General features: G+C 43.2%; 25 protein-coding genes. 6 read left to right on the top strand and 19 right to left on the bottom strand.

Features of this window, described 5'->3' with window-relative positions; genetic code table 11:
- Nucleotides 1-685, top strand: a 685-nt coding sequence (locus ACSLP7_RS09960) for a DUF5110 domain-containing protein (protein ID WP_435579166.1), incomplete at its 5' end; no start/stop codon positions are given.
- 53 nt (nucleotides 686-738) lie between these two features.
- Nucleotides 739-1368 carry an FMN-binding negative transcriptional regulator gene (locus ACSLP7_RS09955; protein ID WP_435579165.1) on the top strand — a complete coding sequence of 210 codons (630 nt, stop codon included), beginning with the start codon at nucleotides 739-741 and terminating at the stop codon, nucleotides 1366-1368.
- A 219-nt stretch (nucleotides 1369-1587) separates the two neighbouring features.
- Here ACSLP7_RS09955 and ACSLP7_RS09950 read toward each other — a convergent pair whose 3' ends face one another.
- The 7 genes from ACSLP7_RS09950 to ACSLP7_RS09920 form a co-directional block, all read right to left on the bottom strand.
- A complete protein-coding gene (locus tag ACSLP7_RS09950) occupies nucleotides 1588-2880 on the bottom strand; it encodes a carboxypeptidase-like regulatory domain-containing protein (RefSeq protein WP_435579164.1) in 1293 nt (430 codons plus the stop codon).
- A gap of 94 nt (nucleotides 2881-2974) precedes the next feature.
- Nucleotides 2975-4105, bottom strand: a complete 1131-nt coding sequence (locus ACSLP7_RS09945; protein WP_435579163.1) for a hypothetical protein — start codon at nucleotides 4103-4105, stop codon at nucleotides 2975-2977.
- Complete coding sequence (locus tag ACSLP7_RS09940; protein ID WP_435579162.1) at nucleotides 4102-4974, bottom strand: sugar-transfer associated ATP-grasp domain-containing protein; 873 nt, start codon at nucleotides 4972-4974, stop codon at nucleotides 4102-4104. The genes ACSLP7_RS09945 and ACSLP7_RS09940 overlap by 4 nt, the downstream gene beginning before the upstream one ends.
- Before the next feature lie 5 nt (nucleotides 4975-4979).
- Complete coding sequence (locus ACSLP7_RS09935) at nucleotides 4980-6533, bottom strand: 7TM domain-containing protein (RefSeq protein WP_435579161.1); 1554 nt, start codon at nucleotides 6531-6533, stop codon at nucleotides 4980-4982.
- Between the two features lie 122 nt (nucleotides 6534-6655).
- A complete protein-coding gene (dnaK, locus tag ACSLP7_RS09930; protein WP_435579160.1) occupies nucleotides 6656-8557 on the bottom strand; it encodes a molecular chaperone DnaK in 1902 nt (633 codons plus the stop codon).
- A gap of 124 nt (nucleotides 8558-8681) precedes the next feature.
- Nucleotides 8682-9542: an NAD(P)-dependent oxidoreductase gene (locus ACSLP7_RS09925; RefSeq protein ID WP_435579159.1), complete on the bottom strand. Its 861-nt coding sequence runs from the start codon at nucleotides 9540-9542 to the stop codon at nucleotides 8682-8684.
- A 76-nt stretch (nucleotides 9543-9618) separates the two neighbouring features.
- Nucleotides 9619-10191: a Crp/Fnr family transcriptional regulator gene (locus tag ACSLP7_RS09920; protein WP_435579158.1), complete on the bottom strand. Its 573-nt coding sequence runs from the start codon at nucleotides 10189-10191 to the stop codon at nucleotides 9619-9621.
- Between the two features lie 58 nt (nucleotides 10192-10249).
- Between ACSLP7_RS09920 and ACSLP7_RS09915 the strand changes: the two genes are divergently transcribed.
- The gene (locus ACSLP7_RS09915; protein WP_435579157.1) at nucleotides 10250-11674 is read left to right on the top strand and encodes an L-serine ammonia-lyase; all 1425 of its coding nucleotides are present in this window, start codon (nucleotides 10250-10252) and stop codon (nucleotides 11672-11674) included.
- Here the strand turns inward: ACSLP7_RS09915 and ACSLP7_RS09910 are convergent.
- Nucleotides 11671-12138 (bottom strand): nuclear transport factor 2 family protein, encoded by a 468-nt coding sequence (locus ACSLP7_RS09910; RefSeq protein WP_435579156.1) that lies wholly within the window; start codon nucleotides 12136-12138, stop codon nucleotides 11671-11673. The two genes, ACSLP7_RS09915 and ACSLP7_RS09910, sit on opposite strands and share 4 nt — an antisense overlap.
- An 84-nt stretch (nucleotides 12139-12222) precedes the next feature.
- On the opposite strand from ACSLP7_RS09910, the gene panB reads away from it, so the two are divergent.
- Both panB and ACSLP7_RS09900 read left to right on the top strand, forming a co-directional pair.
- On the top strand, nucleotides 12223-13041 hold the full coding sequence (gene panB / locus ACSLP7_RS09905) for a 3-methyl-2-oxobutanoate hydroxymethyltransferase (RefSeq protein WP_435579155.1): 819 nt from the start codon (nucleotides 12223-12225) through the stop codon (nucleotides 13039-13041).
- A gap of 8 nt (nucleotides 13042-13049) precedes the next feature.
- The gene (locus tag ACSLP7_RS09900) at nucleotides 13050-13760 is read left to right on the top strand and encodes an RluA family pseudouridine synthase (protein ID WP_435579154.1); all 711 of its coding nucleotides are present in this window, start codon (nucleotides 13050-13052) and stop codon (nucleotides 13758-13760) included.
- Here the strand turns inward: ACSLP7_RS09900 and ACSLP7_RS09895 are convergent.
- Genes ACSLP7_RS09895 through ACSLP7_RS09880 form a run of 4 tightly spaced genes read right to left on the bottom strand, consistent with a single transcriptional unit; the run spans nucleotide 13732 to nucleotide 16202 of the window.
- Complete coding sequence (locus ACSLP7_RS09895; RefSeq protein WP_435579153.1) at nucleotides 13732-14388, bottom strand: response regulator transcription factor; 657 nt, start codon at nucleotides 14386-14388, stop codon at nucleotides 13732-13734. The genes ACSLP7_RS09900 and ACSLP7_RS09895 overlap by 29 nt on opposite strands.
- Entirely contained in the window at nucleotides 14372-15166 is a 795-nt protein-coding gene (locus tag ACSLP7_RS09890; protein WP_435579152.1) for a sensor histidine kinase, read from the bottom strand. Before ACSLP7_RS09890 ends, ACSLP7_RS09895 begins: the two co-directional genes overlap by 17 nt.
- Entirely contained in the window at nucleotides 15136-15843 is a 708-nt protein-coding gene (locus tag ACSLP7_RS09885) for a hypothetical protein (protein ID WP_435579151.1), read from the bottom strand. The genes ACSLP7_RS09890 and ACSLP7_RS09885 overlap by 31 nt, the downstream gene beginning before the upstream one ends.
- Nucleotides 15843-16202, bottom strand: a complete 360-nt coding sequence (locus tag ACSLP7_RS09880) for a hypothetical protein (protein WP_435579150.1) — start codon at nucleotides 16200-16202, stop codon at nucleotides 15843-15845. The genes ACSLP7_RS09885 and ACSLP7_RS09880 overlap by 1 nt, the downstream gene beginning before the upstream one ends.
- Before the next feature lie 191 nt (nucleotides 16203-16393).
- On the opposite strand from ACSLP7_RS09880, the gene ACSLP7_RS09875 reads away from it, so the two are divergent.
- Entirely contained in the window at nucleotides 16394-17221 is an 828-nt protein-coding gene (locus ACSLP7_RS09875) for an N-acetylmuramidase domain-containing protein (protein ID WP_435579149.1), read from the top strand.
- On the opposite strand, the gene ACSLP7_RS09870 is transcribed toward ACSLP7_RS09875, so the two are convergent.
- The 7 genes from ACSLP7_RS09870 to ACSLP7_RS09840 all read right to left on the bottom strand — a co-directional run bounded on the left by ACSLP7_RS09870 (nucleotide 17218) and on the right by ACSLP7_RS09840 (nucleotide 26832).
- Nucleotides 17218-18069, bottom strand: a complete 852-nt coding sequence (locus tag ACSLP7_RS09870) for a biotin-dependent carboxyltransferase family protein (protein ID WP_435579148.1) — start codon at nucleotides 18067-18069, stop codon at nucleotides 17218-17220. The genes ACSLP7_RS09875 and ACSLP7_RS09870 overlap by 4 nt on opposite strands.
- Nucleotides 18066-18788 (bottom strand): 5-oxoprolinase subunit B family protein, encoded by a 723-nt coding sequence (locus tag ACSLP7_RS09865; protein ID WP_435579147.1) that lies wholly within the window; start codon nucleotides 18786-18788, stop codon nucleotides 18066-18068. The genes ACSLP7_RS09870 and ACSLP7_RS09865 overlap by 4 nt, the downstream gene beginning before the upstream one ends.
- Nucleotides 18785-19531 (bottom strand): 5-oxoprolinase subunit PxpA, encoded by a 747-nt coding sequence (gene pxpA / locus ACSLP7_RS09860; RefSeq protein ID WP_435579146.1) that lies wholly within the window; start codon nucleotides 19529-19531, stop codon nucleotides 18785-18787. The genes ACSLP7_RS09865 and pxpA overlap by 4 nt, the downstream gene beginning before the upstream one ends.
- A complete protein-coding gene (locus ACSLP7_RS09855) occupies nucleotides 19519-20751 on the bottom strand; it encodes an Nramp family divalent metal transporter (protein WP_435579145.1) in 1233 nt (410 codons plus the stop codon). Before ACSLP7_RS09855 ends, pxpA begins: the two co-directional genes overlap by 13 nt.
- A gap of 70 nt (nucleotides 20752-20821) precedes the next feature.
- Nucleotides 20822-23689 (bottom strand): M16 family metallopeptidase, encoded by a 2868-nt coding sequence (locus ACSLP7_RS09850; RefSeq protein ID WP_435579144.1) that lies wholly within the window; start codon nucleotides 23687-23689, stop codon nucleotides 20822-20824.
- 249 nt (nucleotides 23690-23938) lie between these two features.
- Nucleotides 23939-25207 (bottom strand): histidine--tRNA ligase, encoded by a 1269-nt coding sequence (hisS, locus tag ACSLP7_RS09845; protein WP_435579143.1) that lies wholly within the window; start codon nucleotides 25205-25207, stop codon nucleotides 23939-23941.
- 77 nt (nucleotides 25208-25284) lie between these two features.
- Nucleotides 25285-26832 carry a YifB family Mg chelatase-like AAA ATPase gene (locus tag ACSLP7_RS09840; protein ID WP_435579142.1) on the bottom strand — a complete coding sequence of 516 codons (1548 nt, stop codon included), beginning with the start codon at nucleotides 26830-26832 and terminating at the stop codon, nucleotides 25285-25287.
- Nucleotides 26833-26935: the final 103 nt, after the last annotated feature.

The following is a 26935-nucleotide window of genomic DNA, read 5'->3' as shown; positions in this document are numbered from 1 at the left end:
CGAGCTGCTTCCCTACTTGTACACCATGTTCTGGGAATACGCTCAAGACGGTATCCCGATGATCAAGCCTTTGGTTTATTTTGATCAAGAAGACCACCAGACCTTTTACCGTACAGACGAGTTCATTTTTGGAAATGACATTTTAGTGTGTCCTATTTTAGAGCCGAATGCGCAAGGCCGCCGTATGTACATCCCTCGTGGACATTGGTACAACTACTGGAGTGATGAAGTGGTTGAAGGCGGAAAAGAACTTTGGGTAGATGCGGATATCAACAAGATCCCACTCTTTGTAAGAAGTGGAGCCATGATTCCTAAATATCCTGTACAGCAATATGTTGGGGAGAAAAAGATCGAAACCTTAACCTTGGATGTTTATTACAAAGAAGGAAAAGGAAAAGCCAAGGTCTATGAAGATGCTCAGGACGGTTACGACTACAAAAAGGGACGTTTTAGTATGCGTTCATTCAAGTTGACTGGAAAGTCCAATGAACTGATCATTCAGCAACACAAAGAAGGTAAGTTTGTAACCGAGTACGATACCATTACTTTGAAGTTCCACGGATTGCCTTTCAAGGTTACTGCTATTGAATTAGACAATCAGCTGGATACCAGCATTAAATTCAACGGGGAAGCTACTTTAGAGATCACCAAAGACTTTACTGAGCTTCACTTGATCGGGGAATAATCACCCTAAAATTGAACTAAAAAAGGCCAAGGATATTTGATATCTTTGGCCTTATGTATATTCCAGCCCTTTTCAAAGAGACCAATCACGCTAAGATCACCGAGTTTTTAAAAAGCAATGCCTTTGGACTTTTGATCACTCAGCATGATGGAAAACCACTAGCCACTCACCTGCCATTAGAATACTTGGAAAAAGATGGTAAAGCCTATCTGCAAGGGCATTTGGCTAAAAGAAATGTACAATGGGAGTCCTTTGATCAGCAAGGTGAGGTTTTGGCGGTTTTTAATGGACCGCATTCCTATGTTTCTGCAAGTTGGTACAGCATTGAAGAGGTCTCTACCTGGAACTATGTGGCCGTGCATATTTATGGCAAATTACGCACTATGGACCAAGAGGAGCTCATGCCCATGTTGGAAGGCCTTATGGCTAAATACGAGGCTGATGTTGACGAGCCCATCGATATGTCCAAACTCTCCAAAAAGACCTTGAACCAGGTCTATGGAATTGTAGGATTTGAAATTGAGATCACAGACATTCAAGCCAAATACAAAATGTCTCAGAATCGTTCTGAAAAAGATTATGAAAATATCATTGATCAATTGGAAGACGATCGCGGGACACAGTCGGCAGAAACGGCAAAACTCATGCGCGTCTTTAAACCCGACTTGGATGGGAATGCGTAACTAGCAAACGGCATTCCCTTAGTTGAGGAATTTCTAACACGATTTTAACGAATTTGCTATTACTTTTTGAGGAAAAACCCTGTTGACCTTCAAGGAGTTATGAATTAAATTTACAGTCTTTACACTAAACTGCAATCGACTTAAACAGTTGAAGTGAGAAAGAAAAGTTCTGCTACATGTTCAAAAAAACCCGATCGTCCTTGATCGGGTTTTTTATTGTCATTTATTGCTGCGTCGCATTTGCCTTTGAATCTTATTGATCGCAGATTCTATAGATTTTTCGGGTTCGATCACATTCCTCGCCCCCCAAAAATCAGGATCTGAAAAACCAGAGATCTCGTCGGTGATCACTACCGATGGACGCAATCGATCCTTTGGGCGTACAATTTGATCATTTGTGATCAATTCCCAATTGGTCACTGCCATCTCACTGTTCAAACTATATACGGAATTGAAGAGTTTGCGTTTTTTATTGATCTTAAAGGTGAGATCCACACTGCCGTATCCGTAGAACCAACGTCCGTCTTTCTCGCGGTAATCTACTCTATAAGCTGCTCTGGTTGGAGTAACCACAATATCACCGGGTTTTCTTTTTACAAACAAAGCGCTGGCCGCTTTTTTATCGGTGAGTAATAATTGGTATTCTGCGCTGGTCAAAGCCAGGGTTTCCGTGTCAATATAGAGTTGTCCATAATACAAGGGATCCAAAACAAAGTCCTTTTGCTTAAAACTCACCACATAAACCGGCCGATCATTCACCGCGGTAGAACTTTCCAAAGAGAAGTCGTAAAGGTCATAAGTGTCTTCTGTAAAGATGTATTCCGGATACTTCATTATATCCAAATACAAGGTAGAGAATGGCCCACCTTGTAATTTAAGTGCCACCGTATCCAAACGGCGATAGTCTGTGCTTTTACGGGCCTTATCAAGAGCTACCACATCTTTAATGTTGTTGGTGCTGGGTTGTTTGTACAAGTCCACAACAGCCTCGGTTAGGGATACATTTCTGTTGCGCCTTTTTATGGTCTCTCTGTAAAAGGCCGTCATGCGTGCGGGTTGAGGAAGGGTGTTGTCCCCTCTTTTCCTAAAAACAGCACGGACCAAGGCATTGGCATCAGCAAAACGCGTTACACTGATCTCACTCAACTGAGAAATTTCAATGGTCAAATAAATCTCGTGTTTGCTTTTAGGGACCTCACTCAAGGAGGCCGTGTAAGTCTCATACCCTAAAAGAGAAACCTCCAAAGAGGCATTGAGATATTCGTTAGGCACTTTAAGCAAATAATCACCTTCTGTATTACTTACGGTGCTGATGTTTGTACCGGTCACCAATAAAGTTGCAAAGACCACTGGGTCTTTACCTTCACTGTCTAAGATCTTTCCGCGAAATTCGGTGTACTCCGCCGCAGCGTCCTGTGCATTTAGGGTTGTTGCTGAGAATAAAAGAGTCGCTAGCAACAGCAGCATCAGTCCACGGAAATTGCGCTTTGGAGTTTGTGATTGGGCTCGCATTGGGCAATAATTTTCAATGGGATTGTTCTTCTAATTTAAGAAAATATCCCCTTCCCTGCCTGGTTTTTAACACTGTAGCCCTACGTATTTAGGGTCAAAGTCGCCATTGCAAACCTAGCCCTGCGTATTGATTGCGGTAATTTCTAAAGGATCTGGCAGTGATATCCGTATAATTGGTACTGCGGACCCTAGAGTAGACTTCTGCCCTTAAATATAGACTTTCATTAAGCTGCCAAGTCGCGTTAAAGCTCAGGTTAACGTATTCGTATTTGATCTTCTCTCCCGTAAGTCCCGATTGATCACGAGCCTCAAAAGTTTTATAATTCCGTGTATTAAATGCAGTGCTCGCACTCAGTACGAGCTTATCCCCACTGTATCTCAAACCTAAACGAGGCCCATATTGAGTAAAACCTGACCGATCGATCAACTGATCAATCCTTTGATAATAATTAAAGGCAGGAGTGATTTTAAAAGCCTTGGTCAAACGGAGTTCCAAAAATGCCGTGGCATCCAAATAATCCCAATCGCGTTCTCCGTCAGGAATCTCATTGGTGGTATTCAAAGTCTGATACAGTCGTTTTCGGGCGGCGAGCTCGATACCGATCTTCTGAAACCGCCGCCCTACTTTAAACCTCTGCTCAGTTGTAAAGCTGAGCTCATATTGATTATACTCCAGATCCCGAACTCCAAAAGGGTCAAAATTTTTGTGTCTGAATCCAGCCAATAGTATCATTTTATTGTATCGAAAGGGACGATACTGTACCCCTGTCTGTGCTTCATATTGCGTAAACCCTAAGGGATTGATTAAAATATCTTGCGCTCCGTCAAGTCCTTCTCTATCGTTGCGCTTGAATCTCGCAAAAGCCAAATAGTCCCAGCGTTTAGAGAGCTCCAATTCATAGGACAGATTGAGTGAAAATCGCCAATAAGAGTCCTCAGGTTGTTCGTAAAAGAATCGGGCTTCTGGAGCAGCAACTAGGCTGAAGGTGCTGTATCGACCTTCTGTCTTAAAACTGTAGCGCAGATCAATATCTTGATAGACACTACTATTAATCAAACTATCTCGACCTAAAACAGTACCCTCAAAAAGAACTTCATCGGGACTCTTCAAATAATTATACTCGTATCCGCTCAGAGTAAGCACTCTGAATTTGTGGTTTTCTGATTGCTGTGCTAGACCAATGTTGGTAAAGAGCAGGGTGACTAATAGGATATATCTGTTCATAATGTGTTTAGTTTTGGTTGTGCGTCAATAGCGGCTTGTAGCCCCATTTTATTGACTAATTGAATTCCCAGTCCTGGTCTTACGTTGACCTCCATGATCTGTGGTCCTAGTTCTTGATCAATAACAATATCGATCCCTAAATATCCCAAGGGAAAGATCTTTGCCGTCGCTATGCTGAGTGCGTAAAGGTCTTCCCAATACGGCACATCCATACCCTTGACACAACGGGTATTGTCTGGGTGGTTGTCGCTATACGAACTGCCGTCATAGACTTGTGTGAGTTTACCTGTGGCCATGTCAACGCCTATGCCCACCCCTTTTTGGTGCAGATTGGCTTTCCCATTGCTTTTGGAAGTTGGCATCCTGAGCATCGCCATAATAGGCACTCCCTTTAAAGTGATCACCCTAAAATCAGGAACTCCCTCTTTATAGATACTACCAAAGAACTCGTGAGGCACAATACAGGCTTCAATCAAGCAACGGTCCTCAGAACGCATGGAGTACATGCCGGTAATGATATTGGCTATGTGGCGTTTGACATCAGCATCAGCAAATACTTTTCCAGAACCTACCCACTCTCCTTGCTTTTTACGAAGGATCAAGATTCCGTCTCCTCCACAGCCATTTGCAGGTTTTATGGCCAAAGCATCGTATTGTTGACAATTTTGCCATGATCTTTTGATCTCACTGTGCTTGTGAATCACGGCATAAGTCTCTGCACAGGCAATCCCGTGCTTATGCAAGATTTGCTTGCACTCTACCTTGTCGTCGGCCAATTTGTAATGCTTGCGCTGGTTGTTGGGATAGATCAAGGTTCTGTTGCGCTTGTTGATCCCCATGACACCATTGGGCTTGATGAATCTGAACATAGCGACTATTTTAAAAGTGGATTGAAGCGAACGATCTCTACCAATCGGAAGCCAATGTATCGGCCTAAAAGAATCGCAATAACAATAATCAGCAATAGAAATTCTGGAAAGACCACCAACCATTCAAAGATCACTTGTTGTTGAAACAACAAATAACAACAGCTCACAGCCAACAGCGTTTGAAAAAGCATTCTTGTGGCATCACCCAGGCCATCTTCAACAATGAGATTGCTGAATTTCTCCGCGGACAACGTCAAGATAATCGTAGGAAAAACTGTTAGTGAACTTAGCCAAGGAATATCAAAATAAAGACCCGCTGCCGTCCCGGCCAGCATAAAAACAACCATAAGGGTAAGGGAGATCACCAATTTTGGTGTGTGTAATAAACCCAAACGCTGGAACGGTCTGGAAGCGAGTCCTACAAACAAGATCAGTCCTGTGAACAGTAGAATTCCTAGACCAAATCCGGTTTCAAACAAGGCATAGGCAATCAATACGGGTAAGAACACTCCAAAGGTTTTTAAGCCCACAACATTGCGTAAAAAGGCTACTAATAATCCGCCTAAGGGCAGCATCAGGATCAGATACAAGGCCGAAGTATTTAAAATTCCAGACTCCAAAAATCTAAACAAGCCTAAAGGACTAAAACTGCTCAGTGTAGCCGTTGGACGCTCCAAAAACTTCAACACTTCTAACTGCTCCATCTGGTAGTTGTAATCAAAAGACATACCTGGACTGTGGCTCAACATGGCACGATCTCCATGATGAATAGCCAAATAATTCGCTGGTAAATACCCAAAATGACCGTTAAGGGTGTCAAAAGGGATCCAGTGTCCGTCAATTTTTAGTTCAGTCCAAACGTGTGAGGTTCTTTTCTGTGTATTTTCTAAGATGAGGCCGCCACTCAGTCTAGCCGGATAGCCCATAGCACGGGCCAAAGCCACAAACAATCGGCTCTTACCGTTACAGGACGCGTAGTTCCGTGAAAGCGCTGTAAGGGCATCGGTCTTGGTAATGATTGGAGCCGATGGAATTTGCATCACCCGATCAAAAGCTGCAGTAATTCTCAAAAGATCACTGCTGTGTGCATTGCGGATTTGATCCGCCAGAGCAATAATCTCTGGCGCATCAGCTTGAATTAAGGGAGTTGATACTAAGTATTGGGTCGCGGATTCAGTATCTCTTTTAAAGTTTTCAGGGATTTGGTGCTGATACGCCTTGCCCTTAAAGACAAAACTGGTTTGTAATTGCTTGTATTGAGTATCGCCGTCTGCGGTCCATCTTAGTCGAGTACCATAAATATCTTCTCTAGGAATCAGCTCAGTTGGGAAAGTCAGGCTGTCAATTTGTTGTCTACTGCTATTCTGAGGCAGATACCAGTTTACTTGATCCTCAGAAGCAAAATCTTCTAGATAATAGTTGAAGGAAACACGATAGGTTTGATCTGCAGCAAAACTCGGTTTAGACTCATTTAGAGCCTTGCTCTTTTGATAAACTGCAAACATTAAGAGCCCTGAAATGGACAGCAGGACAAGACTGATAATTTGATTCTTTCGCATAGTGGTCGTTTATTGGACTAACAACCGGATTGGAAAAAATCCTGAAAAAGAATCGAAATTGTTTTTGGTAGAAAACAAAAAACCCGGCCAATTGACCGGGTTTCTATCTGTATATCAATGAATTACTTCACTTCTTCAAAATCGACGTCTTCAACGTCAGATCCTTGGTCGTCTCCAGCGGCTGAGGCATCACCTGTCGGTGCTCCTTGCTGCTGAGCTTCCGCTTGCGCTTTGTACATTTCCTCACTAGCCACTTTCCAAGCTTCGTTAAGGGCATCAAGTGCAGGCTGAATGGTCTCAAGCTCTTTAGTTTCAAAGGCTTTCTTTAGATCTTCAAGAGCAGCTTGGATCGGCGCTTTTTTGTCATCGCTGATCTTATCTCCGAATTCTTCCAATTGCTTTTCAGTTTGGAAGATCATCGCATCTGCTTCGTTGATCTTATCTGCTTTTTCTTTAGCAGCTTTATCAGCTTCTGCATTGGCTTCTGCCTCAGCTTTCATCTTTTCGATCTCTTCCTCTGTAAGTCCTGAAGAAGCTTCAATACGGATGTCCTGAGATTTTCCAGTCGCCTTATCTGCCGCAGTTACTTTGATGATGCCGTTGGCATCAATATCAAAGGTCACCTCAATTTGAGGCATTCCGCGAGGGGCTGGTGGAATTCCGTCTAAGTGAAATCTTCCAATAGTTTTGTTGTCTGTAGCCATTGGACGCTCTCCTTGAAGTACGTGGATCTCCACACTTGGCTGGTTGTCTGCAGCCGTAGAGAATACCTGTGACTTCTTGGTAGGGATCGTGGTGTTAGCCTCAATCAATTTGGTCATCACTCCACCCATGGTCTCAATTCCAAGAGAAAGTGGTGTCACATCTAAAAGCAATACATCTTTTACATCACCAGTCAATACCCCTCCTTGAATAGCAGCTCCTACAGCTACTACTTCGTCTGGGTTAACTCCTTTACTCGGATCTTTCCCGAAGAAGTTCTTTACAGCTTCCTGAACAGCAGGAATACGTGTAGAACCTCCTACTAGGATTACCTCGTCGATATCAGAAGTTGAAAGTCCTGCATTCTTAAGTGCAGTCTGACACGGCTCAATAGTTCTTTTTACTAGATCGTCGATCAATTGCTCAAACTTTGCACGGCTCAAAGTACGCACCAAGTGCTTAGGTCCGCTAGCCGTAGCTGTGATATATGGCAAGTTGATCTCTGTCTGAGAAGAAGATGACAATTCGATCTTTGCTTTTTCAGCAGCTTCTTTTAAACGTTGCAAGGCCATTGGGTCTTGTCTAAGGTCCATGTTCTCATCAGATTTGAACTCATCGGCTAACCAGTTGATGATCTTGGTGTCTACATCGTCACCACCAAGGTGAGTATCACCGTCAGTAGCCAATACTTCAAACACGCCATCTCCAAGCTCTAGAATAGAAACGTCATGCGTTCCCCCTCCAAAGTCAAAGACTACAATCTTTTGGTCTGAGGTCTTTTTGTCCAAACCGTAAGCCAAAGCAGCTGCGGTTGGTTCGTTGATAATTCTGCGAACGGTCAATCCTGCGATCTCACCAGCTTCTTTTGTAGCTTGACGTTGGGAGTCGTTGAAGTAAGCAGGAACGGTAATAACCGCTTCAGAAACGGAAGTACCTAAGTAGTCTTCTGCAGTTTTCTTCATTTTCTGAAGGACCATGGCAGAAAGTTCTTGTGGCGTATAAAGGCGACCGTCAATATCCACACGTGGCGTGTCATTGTCTCCTTTTACCACCGTATAAGCAGCGCGATCAGCCTCTTGCTGAGACTCGCTGTATTTGTTCCCCATAAAACGCTTGATGGAGGCAACGGTTTTAGTTGGGTTGGTAACTGCCTGACGCTTTGCAGGGTCACCCACCTTGATCTCACCGCCTTCTACGAAAGCAATTACGGATGGTGTTGTTCTTTTTCCTTCGGCATTCGGAATCACCGTAGGCTCGCTTCCTTCCATAACGGCGACACACGAGTTGGTGGTTCCTAAGTCGATTCCAATAATTTTACTCATAATTATATGCTATAGGTGTAATGATTCAAATTTAAACTCACTCCTCTATAGTCAATCATTATGCCAGCTCTATAATTATGACAGGCTGTCAGTCTAACTGTGCAGCCTGTCATTGTTGTCTTGCTTAGGATGTTAAATAGGCATGTATGGCGCTAAAATCCTGACGGGATCTACCGGCTTCTGCCGCTCCTTCAAATTGCGCCTTAACCGTTTCTGCCACAGCCAATCTTTTACCCGCAGAGCTATATGCCTGAGTAGCCAAGCGTAGATCTTTCAACATATGCTCTAAGGGGAAATGTGTTGGATAAGTATTATTGCTGATGTTATCCGTCTTTAAGGCTGTAAAAGGCGCCGTCACTGGTAATTTAGGCAGCGTTTTTAATAAGAACTCCGTATCGATGTTTAATGCCGTTCCTAACTGAATAGCCTCGCTAAAGATCACCATCGACTGACCCAAAAGCATATTGACCACCATTTTAAAGGAAGACCCCTGCCCTGCAGTGCCAAAAGGAATTACTTTTTGTCCCATCTGTAAGAGTAAGGACTCAAAAGGAGCGATTCCTTCAGCAGTGGTTCCCACAAAGAAACTCAATACAGCAGCTTCTGCTTGCGGTTTGGAACCTGCCACGGGAGCATCAATAAAAGAAACTCCACTTTTTTGAGCTGCCGTTGCAGATGACCTACTGAATTCCGAATCCACCGTAGAACAGTCTATCCATGTGGAATGAGGTTTCATGTGCTTTAAAATTCCAGATTCACTCAGAAACATTTGATCAACCGCAGATGGACCTGCAAGCATACTGATCACTAGATCTGCATCTGCCACTGCTTTTGCCGCACTTTCAGCAACAGTCGCTCCTAGTATTCTTAAGGACTCTGCTTTTTCTATAGAACGATTGTAAACCGTCAAAGAAGTTCCGTTTTTCAACAAGTTGGTAGCCATAGCCTGGCCCATAATTCCCAGGCCTATAAATGTAATTTTCATGTTCAAAGAATTTAATTAGGGCAAATTTCAAGGATATTCTCCACAGAAAAAATGAACCAGTTCAAGAAAACAAGAATTAAACGGATTTGCGAATCTTACTGAGAAACTCCGCACTCATGCCCAAATAGGAAGCCAAAGCGTATTGGGGAACTCGCTCCACAATTTCTGGATAACGCTCTTTAAAGACCAAATAACGCTCGGTGGCACTGTCGCGCAGGTTCGAAAGCATTCTGTTTTGCGCAAAGGCAAAGGCCTTTTGCGCTGTCATTTTAAAATACCTTTCAAAAATCGGGTGCTCTAAACAAAGTGCTTCGGTGGCTTCATACTCCAATTGTAAAACGGTGGTTGGCGTAATGGCTTCCACGTAAAGTGAGCCCGGTGCCTGATTGAGGTAACTATTAAAATCAGAGATGAACCAATCTTCTATGGCGAATTGAATGGTTTGCTCGCTACCATCAGCAGCAATAAAAAAGGAGCGCAAACAGCCAGAGACCACATAGCTTTGATGCCTACAGATCATCCCCGGTTCAAGCAGAAATTCCCTTTTATTCAAGGTCTTGCTTGAGAGAATTGCTTTAAGAGCAGTCTGCTGGGTATCATCGAGCTTTACGTATCGATTGATATTTGCGAGTATTCCAGAAGTTTCCACTCATTAAAAGTAATGGCTTCTGGACAAAAACACTAAATTTAGCCCCTAAAATACCACCGTGGAAAGCATCTCCGTTTTCGATATGCTCAAGATAGGCGTTGGCCCATCGAGCTCCCATACTTTAGGCCCTTGGCGGGCCGCAAACCGTTGGATCAAGATCGCCAAAAAACGCGGTCATTTTAAACAGATCGATCAGGTTACTGTTAATCTTTACGGCTCTTTGTCCTTGACCGGAAGAGGTCATGCCACGGACATTGCGGTACTTTTAGGGCTCTGCGGTTTTGACCCCGTGAGTTTCCCAACCGATCAGATCGATACAGAAATAGCGCTGATCCGTGAGAACAAAACCCTAGCGCTCAATGGAGAGCGGCCTATTGATTTTGATCTGGAGAAACAGATCGTCTTCAATCGAGAGTTTTTACCATTCCATCCCAACGGGATTGAGTTTATTGGATTACTCAAGAACGGAAAGCTTTTCAAAAAGACGTTTTACAGTATAGGTGGTGGATTTGTTGTTGAGGAATCCAGAAAGCGCGCCGCTGCAAAGAAAGAAGCCTTTAGTCATTTCCCTTACCCCATTCAAAGGGCTGATGAACTTCTAAAGTACTGCAACGAGCTGAACATGAAGGTTTCTGAAGTGGTCTATCAAAATGAACTTTCGTTGCGCACAGAAGCACAGATCAATGATGATTTTGAGGCTGTTTGGAAGGTGATGCTGGAAAGCATGTACACCGGCTGTCATACGGAAGGTATATTGCCTGGAGGGCTCAATGTGCGCCGTCGCGCTTATGACACCCACAAAAAACTCATCAGAAATACCCAATATACGGATCCGCAAGAGTGGATCTCTTGTATTCGCGATGGAGAAGTTAAGTTTAGAGAGATCTTAAAATGGGTAAGTTGTTTTGCCTTATCGGTCAATGAAGTCAATGCCTCGCTTGGACGTGTAGTTACAGCGCCAACCAATGGAAGCGCTGGTGTGATCCCTGCCGTATTGATGTATTATATGGTTATTGAAAATCACGACGCCAACTTTGACGATGTGCAGCAGTTCTTATTGGTTGCAGGAGAAATTGGAAGTCTCTTTAAAAAAGGTGCCACTATTTCTGCGGCTATGGGCGGATGTCAAGCTGAAATTGGAGTCTCTTCTGCCATGGCTGCTGGAGCTTTGACCGAACTCATGGGCGGAACTCCAGAACAAGTTTTAATGGCCAGTGAAATCGCTATGGAGCACCATTTAGGATTAACCTGCGATCCGATTGCTGGTTTGGTCCAGATCCCTTGTATTGAGCGCAATGCCATGGGGGCCATTAAGGCCATTAATGCTTCTGAGTTGGCGCTTGACAGTGATCCTAAAAATGCCAAAGTGCCTTTGGATAAGTGTATCAATACTATGTGGCAAACGGCCAATGATATGAATAATAAATACAAAGAGACCAGTGAAGGTGGCTTGGCCATTAATGTGGCCCTCTCTGACTGTTAGTCTTCTGTATTGCAGTCCCCTTTTCTTCGTGAATCGATCAAATGATGGATCTTCCAGCCGTCTTGTGTTTGAACCAAAGTGAAGGAATTGGCTCCGCAATGTAAAAATTGTCCATTGACATAAAAACGGTAAGGCGTCCAAACATGGGCAAGGTCGCCATCAATTTGCACCTTATAAGATAGTATTTCTTCTTTCCACACTTGCTCTGGTGGTCTATTGGCAATGCCTTCCAGCAAACGATCTACGCTGCCTCGGGCCAAACGTTTCTCACCATTAGGTGCTGTGTATGCTGTGTTTAGATCAACATCTTTGAGCATGACAGATTTCATCAAGGTAGTATCTCCCTTGTGGAATCCCTCAAAGAAAGTTTCAATGATGCCGCGGGCATCGGCCTCAGTAAAGTCTTGAGCAACCGCAGCTAGAGAGAAGCAACAAGCCAGTACAAAAAGTAATTTCTTATTCATGGTGTATTTAGTTAGCCGGCCAGAAATTCTGCTGGTCCTGTTTCCTGTTAAAATTAGTACTTTTATCCCCTAAAACCTTATTAAATGTCAACGGCCAAGAAAGAATACAAAAGAATTACCACCAAAACCTTGGTGGACATGAAGCATAATGGGGAGAAAATCTCCATGCTTACTGCCTATGATTACACCATGGCGCGCATTGTTGATGGCGCGGGTATTGATGTAATTCTTGTAGGTGACTCTGCATCTAACGTAATGGCCGGACACGAGACCACCTTGCCTATTACCCTTGACCAAATGATTTATCACGCTTCTTCTGTTATTCGCGGTATCAATAGGAGTTTGGTTGTGGTGGATCTGCCTTTTGGTACGTACCAAAGTGATCCAAAGGAAGCCTTGCGTTCTGCGATCCGCATCATGAAAGAAAGTGGCGGACATGCTGTAAAGTTAGAAGGAGGTCGTGAGATCAAAGACTCCATCAAGCGCATCCTGAATGCGGGTATTCCAGTAATGGGGCATTTAGGACTCACCCCTCAATCGATCTATAAATTTGGAACCTACACAGTACGTGCCAAGGATAAGGATGAAGCCGAGAAACTTAAGGAAGACGCCTTGATGTTGGAAAAGATTGGTTGTTTTGCCATTGTTCTTGAAAAGGTCCCGGCTTCCCTAGCGGCAGAAGTGGCTAAAAGTGTTCAAATCCCAATTATTGGTATTGGAGCGGGTCCTGGCTGTGACGGTCAAGTTTTGGTTACCCATGATATGTTGGGGATGACCTATGAATTCAATCCGCGTTTTTTACGTCGCTATTTAGACCTTTATTCTGAGATGACCAATGCCTTCGAGAAGTATATATCGGATGTAAAGTCTGGTGATTTCCCGAACGAAGACGAGCAATACTAAGGCTGCAAATGCGATCCACGGCGGAGAACATTGACATTATCTACGAGGACAACCACTTATTGGTGGTCAATAAACGCGCTGGTGACTTGGTTCAAGGTGATCAAACTGGAGACCTTCCTTTAGTAGAAGTTGCCAAGCAGTATATCGCTCGTAAATACAACAAACCAGGAAAAGTGTTCTTAGGGGTTGTTCACCGTTTAGACCGTCCCACCAGCGGCGTTGTAATTTTTGCTAGGACGTCAAAGGCATTGAGCAGGCTCAATGCAATGTTCCAAAATAGGGAAACGCAAAAGACCTATTGGGCCGTTGTTGACCGAGAGCCAGAAAAAGAAAAAGCGACCCTAACGCATTTTATGGTTCGCAATCCGAAACAAAATAAATCCTACGCCCACATTAAAGAGGTTCCTCAAAGTAAAAAGGCTGTTTTGTCCTATAAGGTCATTGCCCGATTGGAGCGATATACCGCTTTAGAAGTGGAGTTACACACCGGGAGACATCATCAAATAAGGTCACAGTTTGCTGCTATTGGCAGCGTGATCAAAGGTGATCTCAAATACGGAGCAAAGCGTTCCAATACTGATGGAAGCATTCATCTACATGCGCACCGACTGGAATTATTGCATCCCGTAAAGAAGGAACCCATGAGTTTTGTGGCCATGCCAAATACCCAAGATCCGATATGGGCAGCACTTATTGGATCCGGTACAGATCGTGCTTAAGGGCATAGATCACTAAGCCTACACGGTTTTTGATCTGCAAACGTGAAAATAGCTCGTGGCGGTAACCGTCAATTGTTTTTGGACTGAGATTCATCTTTTCTGCAATCTCTTTATAAGTCATTTCCGTACAAGCCAAACTGATAAAAATCCGTTCGTTCTCTTTCAATCGATGCTCAGGTTTTTCTTTGGCCGGATTGAGGGATTGTAATAAAGTAGCCGCAACTTTTTCCGAATGATAATAACCTTTGTGGATCACTTCCAAAAGTGCTTCCCTCAGCTTGTCTGGATGGATATCCTTAAGCAGGTAACCGTTGGCGCCACAGCGCAACATGCGTAAAATGGTCTCTTCATCATCATCCATAGACAAAGCGAGCACCTTAATGTCTTTGCGATAGGAACTGAGCCAATTGGCCGTTTCAAAACCGTCCATTACCGGCATATTGATGTCGAGTAAAACTACATCTGGCTGCATTTTTGCCAGTTTTAATTTTTGTTGAAAGTCCGACCCATTCTTTGCGTGGAACAGGACGTTAAACTCTCCAAAGGATTCTAAAAGTTTTTCTAGAGAACCGGCAAACAAGAGGTGGTCGTCTACAATTACGATATTGTGTTTAGTCTTGGCGGTCATAATCTTTATAGGGATATTCGAGGGTTAAACTAACACCTTTGCCCTGTTGTGAGTCCAGGGAAAATTCGGCGTTTATCAACGCGGCACGGCTTTTCATATTTAAAAGACCGTTGCTCACACGTACATCGGAGGCGTCAAATCCGATTCCGTCATCTTTGGCCTTGATCAGCAATCGGGCTGAGTCAAAGTCTAAATTTACAGATAAATTATCTGCTTTAGCATGTTTGATCACATTGCTAAAAAACTCTTGAAGAATGCGGTAGATGATGATCTCATCTTTGGCATTTATGCAGCACTCCTCGCCTTTAATGTCCAGAGTGGCATTTATAAAATTCATTCGATTGAAACGCTCCATCTCTCGCTTGATGGAGTTCACCAAACCGTCGTTTAGGATCACGTCCTTGTTCAACGAGCGCGATAAATTGCGGATCTCACGCAGGCTTTCGCCTACGATTCCTTTGGTTTCTTCCAGTTGAGGACGCGCTTCTTCATCCAGCTTGGACTCTATCATATTGAGTTGGATATTGGCCACTGAAAGCAACTGCCCAACATTGTCGTGAAGCTCCCAAGCAATATTTTTAAAGGTCTGTTCTTGAATCTCCAAACGCGAATTTGCCAGTTCTTGTTCAAATTTTTGTTCCGCCTCAAGATTTTCCAAGACCAATTTATTCTTCCTGTGAATAAACACCGAGAAAAACCGAATAGCTACCACCACAATAATAAGCAGTACCGCGGCAACGTAAATAATCAAATAAATTTGTTGGTCTGGGGTTTGCATAAGATAAATCCTAAAGTAAAGGTACCGTACATAATCACATTTGCTACGGCCAAGGTATAGAGGTAAAACTGTTTGAAAGCCTCTCCGCTTTCAATCTGATAATAATAACGCCCGTAGATAAACAAGGGCGTAATACACAAATAGTAGATCAATAATCCTACGGAGATGTAAAAAGTCAAGGAAGTGCTGAATCTCAGAATATTATCGCTCTTCAGCAATTCAAAATAATAGATCAAAATGCAGATCAATAAGAAGATCGATCCTACAATGTAGGTGTAGTTAGAAATACCCGTAAACATGATATCGGTAAATATCAAATTGGCAATGGCCGAGACCACATAAACAATGACTCCCCATTTAATAATGCTCGCTAAAAAACCACGTTTGAGTCGGGATCTAAAGAAAGCTGCAAAGAACCCAAAGGTGACAATGAGCTGCAAATTGTGTATCCATAGATTACTCTCAAAACGGGTGCCTTTTAAAGCTCCCAGAATTGCTACTTCTCTATCAATCAATCCTGGTAAAATATACGCTACAATCTCGGTGATAGCAACGAAAAATAGAACGTACACCACGTATTTGGTGTACGTTCCAACTTGGTGTCTTTTAATATGATACAAGCCCGCAAAAGCTGCTATGAGCTCTAAACAAATTACTAAGACTACAACAAACTTCATTAATAGTTCTTTGGAGGGAACCCAGCTGTTATGGTGTTATACGGCTCAATGTCATAATTGTTATCCGAGTGCTTATCGTCAGACATGGTCGCACTTAGAAAAACAGTTGCATAATCAGAACTCATATTGTTGTATGCTGCAAAATAAAGGCGTACACCAGGGTCGGTTATCCCCTTTTTGGCAGATTCATCTTTTACATAGTCAAGAAATTCTTCAAGTTCCGCAATATTAAACACAACTTCTCGGGTGTCTTGCTGCCCTCCTCGAGCCTGAGTGATAGCAGGCTCACGAGTGGTAACCCAGTTATTTTGAAGTTGTTTCGCTTGTTGTACTGAAATACATTTGGCAGGTTTGGCCATAGTTCGCTTTTTTAATTGTTATAACACATTAAAGGTTATAAAATCCGACTTGTAAATCAAAGAATCCGGCTAAAAAAAGGAAAAATCCCCTCTTTCAATCCCGCATATTCCTTGAGCTCAATACATAAAGTACAGGGTTTATCCCCTTGTGACTTCAAGATTTTGCCCCTATTTTTAAAGAAAAATCTACCATGAGAACCCTTAGACACCGCTCACAAGGAGAAGATGTGCACTTTTTAGAAGAGATCTTGGTCGCACTGGGATATCGTGTAAAAATCTCCGAATTCTTTGGCCTAGACACCCAAAAGGCAGTTATGGACTTTCAAAGAGCCAACAACTTAGTTGTTGATGGAATTGTTGGTCCTAAAACCTGGTCTGTCCTTATTGCAGCCCAAGAGCACCTAACGCGTTTCAATGATAAATTCTTATCAGAACAAGACCTTATTGACTTTGCCGCCAAGTACAACTTAGAACTCGCTGTTGTGAAAGCGGTCAATGAAGTAGAAAGCAGCGGAAAGGGATTTTTGATCGATGGTCGACCACGGATACTTTTTGAAGGACATATTTTTTGGAAACAACTGGCCAAAAGAGATTTGAATCCTGAAGATTTTGTGACCGATTTTACCAAAAACATATTGTATAAGTCTTGGACTAAAAGCTTCTATGAAGGTGGCGAACAGGAATACGATCGTTTGGAAAAGGCCGCTGGCATGAGTGATGTAGATGCCGTCCACGACGCAGCTTATTGTTCCGCTTCCTATGGGGCATTTCAAATCATGGGGTTTCATTATGAATTATTAGGATACCCTAGTGTTGACGCTTATGTAGCACATATGTACACCCATGAAAAAGCGCATTTAGAAGCCTTTGGTATTTTCTGTGAAAAGAACAATTTGATTCGCCATCTCAAAAGTCGGGATTGGGCAGCTTTTGCACGAGCTTATAATGGCCCAGGCTTTGCCGAGAATAAATACGACACCAAATTAGAATCGGCTTACCAGAAATACAAAACACTTTAAGGCTCTCGATTCACAAATTTTAAGCGCGTTCCCGGTAGTTGCTGAGACAAGATGCTTATTGCCTCAGGTAAAAGCTGAAGAATTCTGGCATATCCGCCCGTAGTTTGTGCATCTCGCATTAAAACGATCAATTCTCCTCCGGGTGTAAGTTGTACTGTTCCTGCTTGGACAGGACCTGTCAATATTCCTGGCAGCTTTAAGTTTGGAATCGATTTAAACCGATACCCCATTCTGCTGATGTTCCTTCCCAATTCATGAGAAGTATTCCACAAAAGCTCCCGCTGTTGTTCGCTAAGCTTCTCGTATTCAGGACCTAAAAGTACTGGGATCTCTGATGTGTCAAATAGCGTCTCTAAGCTCCGCAAACGGGATAACGCTGGTTTTTGAGGTAAATCCTTTTCGTGAAATTGGAGTTGTTGCCCTTTTTCTAAACGCGATCTTTCTGTTATGCCTGGGTAATACGACGCACTGCCCAAAACCAATTCGCTTTTAAAACCTCCTGCAATAGCGATATAACCAAAATTACTCGCTGCTTTGGTAATGATCTCTAGTCGCTCTCCGAACTTAATTCTGTGCGCTTTGTATAACTCTTTAGATTCTCCATTGATTTTTAGGCTAAAATGCAAGCCGGTTACAGCCACTATCGCCTCTTTGGCAAAAAGCAGTTCAGGACCTCTTTGGTAAAACTCAATGAGCGTGGCGTTAGGATCATTTCTGACAAGTTCTCTGGCAAAACCAGCATTATAATTGTCCATAGGCCCGCTCCACGGAACTCCAAAACTTCTATAGCCGAAGCGCCCAGAGTCTTGGAGGCTTGTTTGAAATCCTGCTTGAAGAACCTCTATCATTGGATCTCTATTTTAGTCAACTGGTACTCGCCATTGGCTACTTGCTTCTCTATTTCTTTGAACTCTTTATAAGTCACTGGGAAAAATCGCAACAAATGCCCCGCATTAAAAGGACTCGGTCGTTTTGAATTCGACGGATCAAATATGGGGACCGGACAACGTCCGATCAGATTCCAACCCCCTGGACTGTCTTGCGGATAGATTCCTGTTTGTGAGCCTGCTATACCTACAGATCCAGCTGGAACTCTGGTCCTCGGATTGGAAAGCCTTGGCTGGTGTAACTCTTCATTGAGGCCTCCCAAATAGATAAAGCCCGGCAAAAATCCGCAGAAATAAATATGGTAATCAACTCCGGCATGCCCTTGGATCAGATGTTCCAAGCTTAGTTGCTTATCATGCAAAAAAGTTTCTAGGTCTAAGGCCAATTGCGGCTCATAACAGACCGGTAACTCCCAGCGAACGCTCGGTTTTGCCACCATCACTTCATTTAGACTGAGAGTTTCTTCAAGTTCTTTTTTTAATGCCGGCGGAGACTGAGTGGGTTTTAAATGCAAGGCAATTGCATTGTAGCTGATCACCGTTTCTGCAATCTGGTCAGAAAAGAGTTTGACCAACTTGCGATATGCCAGCAGTTCGGCATGGATCTCTGGACTGATTACTGCAGGCCACTCAATGAGCAAAGTGTGTTTGCCAAAAGGTCGGATTCTAATTGTACTCATCGCTCTAGAGTTAAGTTATTTGCCTCAAATTGAGCATGAATATACTCCAGCAATTCCAGAGCGCCAGGAGTATCGCCATGAACGCAGTAAGTGGATGCTTTTAGTGTCAAAGTTTCGTTTTCCCAGGTATTTACGGATTCTTTAAAGATCATCGATCTCAGTTGATCCCAAGCCTCCAATGGATCTTTAATTACAGCCCCGTCTAGCTTTCTCGACACCAAGGAGCCGTTATTGTGGTAACGTCTGTCGACAAAAGCTTCGGAAATGGTTACTATCTGCTCTCCTGCCATTTGCTGTAGCACGCCACCCGGGAGTGTATATACTGGCACTTTCAACTTTAAGTTGTTCATGGCATTGAAAATAGCCTGAGTTACCGTGCGCTCACGCGCCGCTTCATTATAGAGCGCTCCATGAGGTTTGATATGATGAATTGGCACATCCAGTTCATTACAACAATCTACAAAAAGGCTAAGCTGCTGAGTGATGGCAACCGTGAGCTCTTCTGTACTTAGATCAAGTACTACTCGTCCAAAATTGGCTTTATCCGGATAAGCAGGATGCGCTCCTATTTTTACCCCGTGATTCAAAGCACGCTCTAAGGTCGTTAGAATGGTATCTCGATCTCCATAATGCCCGCCACAAGCCACATTACAGCTGCTGATCATAGGCATGAGTTGGGCCTCAGTAGCAATCCCCTCACCTACATCCGCATTGAGGTCAATAGAACGTTTTACCCCATCCATGTGAGAAATAGTTTATAAAGAGTGCGCCCACTTAATAATAGGCAGATCCCGATGATCGCAATGCCTAAGATGTTTTGAAGTGTTGAATTGACAAACTTGCCCAATAAGCCGTTACGATTCACTGCCCAGAGCAAAAAGATCGCAATTAATGGCAATACGATACCATTGGCTATCTGAGCAAATTGAATGATGGCGATCGGACTGCTGCCGCTTAAGGCAAAGAAAACACCAATGACCAATACTGCGATCCAAACGGCACGAAATCGCTTATCGGTCAAAGAGGCATTCCAACCAAAACAACCACGGGCCACATAGGCCGCAGCTAATGGTGCCGTGATGGCAGAAGTTATCCCTGCTGCAAAAAGCGCCGTAGCAATAAAATATTTGGCAAAACCACCCAATAGAGGCTCCAATCCTTTTCCTAAATCTGCAGCAGAATTTACTGCCATACCTTGCAGCGCAGCTCCGCAGACTAAAATAGCCATGGAAACCAAACCGCCAATACCTACAGCGATCACAGTGTCTCGTCTAACCCATTTTAGATCATCAGTATTAGACCATTTTTCACTGACCAAAGCAGCGTGTAAAAACAAATTATAAGGTACTACTGTAGTTCCGATCAAGGCAATAACCGTGAGCAAGCTTTCCCCCGGCATTGCAGGAATGAGCAGCCCTTTGATGAGTGATAGTACATCCGGCCCTGTTAGGACAGCCGTGATCAAAAAACAGAGACTCATTACCAATACTAAAGCCATCAGGACGCGCTCTAAGATTTTATAGCGACCTATATAAAGAAGCAGAAAAGCGATCAAACCAATGAGTAGTACGAGACTTTCCATTTGTTGACCAAAAAAGGTGAATTGTGTATTGGGAATCAACTCTCGCAATCCCAAAACGCCTCCGCTTATGTTCCCAGCTTCATAGGCACTATTGCCAATAATAATAGCCGAAAAAACCAAAAATAAAGCGAGATTGCGTAAGGCCTTATTGTCTATCTGTGCACGTAATGCGGCCGCCAGGCCTTTGCCAGTTATTAAACCCAAACGAGCGGCCATTTCTTGTAAGATGATCGTGGCGATCATAGACAGTAGCAACGCCCACAATAGATTCATTCCGAAATTTACCCCCGCAAGGGTGCAAACCGTCACTGTTCCAGGGCCTATAAATGCAGCTGCAATAAGTGTAGCAGGGCCAATTTTTTTATACCAGGGTGTGCGCATCGCACTAAAGGTAAAAAATAAAAAAGGAGCCCTATAAAGGACTCCTTCTTTTTATTTATGTGGATTGGAATTACATCTTCACGTCTTCCAATTCAACCTCTTCTGCATTTTTGTCTACCAACTTCACTTCATCAAAGCCCATGTCTTTGAACTGAGCGAACTGTGTAGCGGCATCACCTACAACTAAATAAAGCATGCGGTTCTCATCCAACAACTTGTTGGCAAGCGCCTTGTGCTCTTCTAGGGTCATGTTCTTAACGATCTCCTCTTCTTGCATGATGTAATCTGGAGCAAGGCCATAAGCACTCATCTCAGATAACATTCCCAATAAAGAGAATTGCGTTTCAAAGCGACGGGCGTTAGACTTAACCATTGCGTTCTTAGTGAACTCTAGATCCTCAGCAGCAATCCCTTCTTTGTAGTTCTTGATCTGATCTCTAAAGATTTGAACCGACTCTCCTGTGGTATTTGTTCTTACACTAGAACTCGCGTTGAAGGTTCCAGGAATCTTAGATCCGCTAAATCCAGAACGCGCTCCATAAGTATATCCTTTCTCTTCACGCAAAATCAAGTTTACGTTTCCAGAGAAAGATCCACCTAATTTGTAGTTCATCACTTCTGCAGGATAGAAATCTGGATTGTCTCGAGCCATAGATAGATAACCAATATTGATCACCGACTGCTTCGCATTCGGGATATCAACAAAAGCTAAAGTAGACTGATCACGTGATGTATCTACTGGGAATTCTGGAATGGTTACATCCTTTGCTGCCCAGTTAGACTCTAAGCTGTTCAAGGCAGCAACGGTCTGAGCTTGATCGATCTTACCAACGATCAAGAAACGACTGATCGAAGGTGAGAAATTCTTCTCATAGAAGGCCTTAAGGTCTTCCATAGTGATCGCTTCAACCGATTCTACTGTACCGCTAGTTGGGTAAGCAAATGGGTGACCTTCACCGTAAAGCATTTTGTTCCAAACACGCCCTGCTACTGCATTCGGGTTGGCATCAGAACGCTTGATGCTGTTAATAGTAGCCGTTTTGATACGATCAAATTCGTTGGCATCCCAACGAGGCTCTAGAAGGATTTCTTCTACCAAGGCCATCAATTTGTCAAAGTTTCTAACCAAAGTATTTCCTTGTACCACAATGCTCTCACGAGTTGTGTACATGTTCAAGCTCGCTCCAAGAAGCTCGATCTCTTCTTCTAATTCTTGTGGTGTCTTATTGGCTGTACCTTCCATCATGATGTCACTCATCAAGTTGGCTACGCCATTCTTGCTCAAATCATCAAGCAAGTGTCCACCTTCAATGATCAAGCTGAAGTTTACGGTTGGGATCTCATCCTGAGAAATACCGTAAACCATCATACCGTTGCTTAAATCGGTCTTCCAGCTAGTTGGAATGCTCAATGCAGGAGCTTCTCCAGCTGCAGGCTCCACAGAACGGTCAAAAGCAGAAGGTGTCTTAGCGATCTCCTCCTCAGTATCCACGATTTCTTGAGTAACATTTTCAGTGATCTCTTCCTCCACAACTGGAGCAACCATTGAATTAGTCGCAGCTAGCTCAGGCTTTCCTTTAGGAACAAAGCTAGTGATCACATAAGGCTTGTCTTTGATGTATTTGTTGTAAACACGCATCACGTCTTCTTTGGTAACGCTCTGAATGTTCTCCAAATCTTTCTTGTAGAATCCAGGGTCCCCAGCAAACACGTTGTATTGTGCTAAGTTGAATGACTTCCCAAGAACACTGCTGATCTGGTTGTAGAAGTCTGTTTCCAAGCTCGCTTTGATGCGCTCAATGTCACGATCTGTAACTCCTTGCTCTTCAAACATGGCATAAGCCTCAAAGATTGCATCTTCTACTTCTTGAAGAGTCTTTCCTTCATTAGCAGTTATGATAATTCTAAATGCTCCCGCTATCTCCTGAGAGTTGTTGAAAGCTGTGGTACGAGAAGTCAATTCCTTCTCTTCTACCAATACCTTATATAAAGGCGCTTTCTTTCCTTGAGAAAGTAATTGTCCAAGGAAGTCTAGTGCATAAGCATCATCAGTGTATTGTTGTAGTGTTGGATAAACCATGTTTAACTGAGGCGCTGTAGCGAAGTTGTCTTCGTGCATTAAACGCTTAGTCTCAGACAAAGTCACAGGCATTGGCTCTAGTGGAGCTACTTCCTGACGCTTCTTGATCTCTCCAAAATACTTCTCGATCATTGGCTTGATGGTCTCCATATCGAAGTCTCCAGCAATTACCAAGGTAGCATTGTTAGGGCCATAGAATCTGTCGTAGAATTCACGTACGTCATCTACAGTCGCGTTCTGAAGGTCTACCAACTCTCCGATCACCTGCCAGTTATACGGGTGTCCTTCTGGATAGATGTTTTTATCAATAACCCAACCGGTATGTCCGTAAGGGTTATTGTCAACACGTTGACGTTTCTCGTTTTGTACTACTTCTTGTTGATTGTAAAAAGCAGATTCTGTCACCGTATTGATGAAGAACCCCATACGGTCACTTTCTAACCACATGATCTTTTCCAATGCGTTCTTTGGAACAACTTCGTAATAAATAGTACCGTCTTTCCAAGTACCACCGTTGAGCGTTCCTCCCACGTCTTGAATTTTCTTAAAGAATTGATCCTGCCCAACGTTTTCAGACTCTTGGAACAACATATGCTCAAATAAGTGAGCAAATCCTGTGCGTCCAGTCTTTTCACGGTTAGATCCTACGGCATATTGAATGGCCATAGAAACAATTGGGTCACTTTTGTCTTGGTGCAAGATTACATCGAGACCGTTTTCCAGTTCGTACTTTTCAAATTCAAGAGTTAGGTCGCTGTTCGCAGAATCTCCTGTACTTCCGCCTTCTTTGCAAGAGGTTGCAATAAAAAACAAAGCCGCTGGGATTAACCACAAACTGCGTGTGAATGATTTTCGCATGATTGATTTTTTTTTAAGTGGGTTAAAGATAGGTAATTCACTCCGCCAGAGCACTTTCAGAATTCTAAAATATCTGTTAAAAAGCCCATAAACAAAGGGGTCTAAAGCTCTTTATGTCAGATAAAACGAATCTAAAGAAATAAAAGTATGTGATGTTCAGCTCAAACGAACAATTGAAAACTTAGAAATGAATTGTAGACAATACAATTAAATAGGCGCGACTAGTAAGCCTTCCAGAATCATAAAAGATTAATTCAAATCGCGTAATTTCAATTCTTCTCCAGGATTAACAAAAGCAAAAGCAGTATATCCTGCAGCTTTGAAATCATCCAACTGCTTGCCCATATTCTTGGCTTTGTAGTCTAAAACTACGGCATTGCCTGCTTCCCTTAATTTAGAAGCTTGAGTGCGCATTGCTTTTATTGACTCAGGGTCTTTTCCTCCTAAAAGTGCAATGCGCTTACGGGTATCAGGAATCTCAAATCCTTGCTCATCCAAGATCAAAGCCAAACGTTCAAAGCCAATGGAGAATCCGCAGGCCGGCACTTGTTGTTTACCACCTAAGAAACGACCAATCATTTTGTCGTAGCGTCCCCCACCCGCTATGGACCAACTGTAGCCTTTTACCTTGACTTCAAAGATCATCCCAGTATAGTAGCCCATTCCTCGAACCAAGGAAAGATCAAAACCGATATCGAGGTCAGCTCCAGCTTCAGCTTTCACAGTGTCTATCACGAATTTTAAATCATTCATGATTTCATCTGGAACTATGTTTTGTTCGGCATTTGCCGCAATAAAGTCTTCAAAAGAATGCTCTAGAAACGAAGTGACTACTCTTAAAAATGTATCCAATTTCCCTTGATCAAGATCACTTGCAGCAAATTCTTGGGTGATTCCTTTTAGACCGATCTTATCAAGCTTGTCCAAAATAATAAACACTTCACCTGCTTGATCTTCATCAAATCCGCAGTAATTGGCGATAGCCATAAGCAAACGACGATCGTTGATCTTTACCTCAAAAAGTTCTAAACCGAATTGTTTTAAAGTAGAAGTAGTCGCGGAGATCAGCTCCAATTCCGCCAAATAAGTTGGATCTCCTATTACGTCGATATCGCATTGGGTAAATTGTCTGTATCTTCCTTTTTGCGGACGCTCTGCTCGCCAAACATTTCCAATTTGAATAAACTTATTCACCTTGGGTAACTGGCCCATATTGTTGGCATAAAAGCGTGCTAGAGGAACCGTTAAGTCAAAACGCAAACCAAGATCAGCCAAATCATCCATGGTACTTTTGGCTAGTTTTTCCCCGCGTTTTAAGATCTTGAAAATCAGCTTTTCATTCTCCCCACCTTGACCACTAGAAAGCAAAGCGATGTTCTCCACACAAGGCGTTTCAATTTGATTGAATCCAAAGACTTGGTAATGCTCCAGAATTACGTTTTGAATGTAATTGCGGATGGCCTTTTGATCGGCAGTGAATTCACGCATTCCCTGAGGTGGAGTCTTCAATATTTTCATGGGTTCCCAATGGATTTTTAAGATGCCACAAAAATAGCAATTGCGCTAGAGATGTTAAAATTAGTGGCTTCCTATTTTTAACCACCTCCCATCCAACCGGGTCTATCCAAATTGCGATACTGGATGGCTTCCAATAGATGAGATTCCTGAATATTGGCAGCTTGCTCAAGATCTGCCATAGTCCTAGATACCTTGAGAATACGATCATAGGCTCTCGCCGAAAGCCCCAAACGGTCCATAGCATCTTTCAGGAGCTTTTTACACGTATCATCCAAGCTGCAAAACTCACGAATCTCTTTGGATTGCATTTGGGCATTATAATGTATTTTGGGATGCTCGATAAAACGCTGTTGTTGCAGTTTTCTAGCTTTGACTACCCGATCTCGAATTTTATCGCTAGAAGTACCCGGTGGTGTTTCGCTCAACTTATCAAAACCAACTGGATTGACTTCAACGTGCATATCCATTCGGTCTAGCAGCGGTCCGGATATTCGTCCCAAATACCGCTGTATCTCCGCCGGTGAATTTACTACAGGAGCGTCGGGTTCATTAAAATATCCACCTGGACTCGGATTCATACTGGCTACCATCATAAAACTTGCGGGATAGGTCACATTGAATCGCGCTCTAGAAATTGATACTTCCCGATCCTCTAGTGGTTGACGCAATACTTCCAGAACTGTACGTTTGAATTCTGGGAGTTCATCTAAAAACAAAACTCCATTGTGAGCGAGCGAAATTTCTCCCGGTTGCGGGTAAGTTCCTCCTCCTACCAAGGCAACATCACTAATGGTGTGATGTGGACTCCGAAATGGCCTACTGCTTAAAATTCCTTTAGTTTCCTTAGTTCGACCTGCTACGGAATGGATCTTGGTGGTTTCTAAAGCTTCATCCAAGGTCATGGGCGGTAAAATGGACGGCAAACGTTTGGCAATCATGGTCTTTCCTGAGCCTGGAGGCCCTATAAGTAGAATATTATGACCTCCAGCAGCTGCAATTTCCATACACCGTTTTATACTTTCCTGCCCCTTAATATCAGAGAAGTCTAGAACAGAGTCCGTCGCTTGTTTAGCAAAAAGCGCTTGGGTGTCAACCTCGATTTCCTCTAGAGAATTCCCTTGATGAAAATAGTTGATTACCTCCGACAGTGACTCCACACCATAAACTTTTATTCCTGAGACAATCGCAGCTTCCTCAGCATTTTGCGTGGGTAGAATTAAATGGGTAAATCCTTCCTCCTTGGCTTGAAGGGCTATAGGCAAAGCCCCGCGAATAGGCTGTAATTCACCATCTAGAGACAGTTCTCCCATCATTATGAATTGCTCAGGATCTTTAGTAGTATTGATCTGCTCAGTAGCAAAGAGAATGCCCATAGCCAAAGGCAGGTCGTAAGCCGCTCCTTCCTTTCTGAGATCAGCGGGAGCCATGTTTAAGGTGAGCTTTTTACCCGGTATTTTATAGCCGTTGGTTAACAAAGCGGCGGCTATTCGGTAGTTGCTTTCTTTAATGGCATTATCTGGAAGACCAACCAAATGGTAGCCAATACCATTATCAACATGAACTTCAATGGTTATTGTTGTAGCATCAATCCCGAAAACGGCACTCCCGTATACTTTAGTAAGCATAGTTGTTTGTTTGGGAGGAATAACCGCTGGCAAGGTAATAAATGCTTTACCGCAAACTTTAATGCTAAAGCGTAGTGCTGTATAGATTTATAAATTTAGCGCA

It is taken from the genome of Gilvibacter sp., assembly GCF_965601605.1.
GTDB lineage: Bacteria > Bacteroidota > Bacteroidia > Flavobacteriales > Flavobacteriaceae > Gilvibacter.
This window is presented reverse-complemented; position numbering and strand designations above follow the sequence as displayed.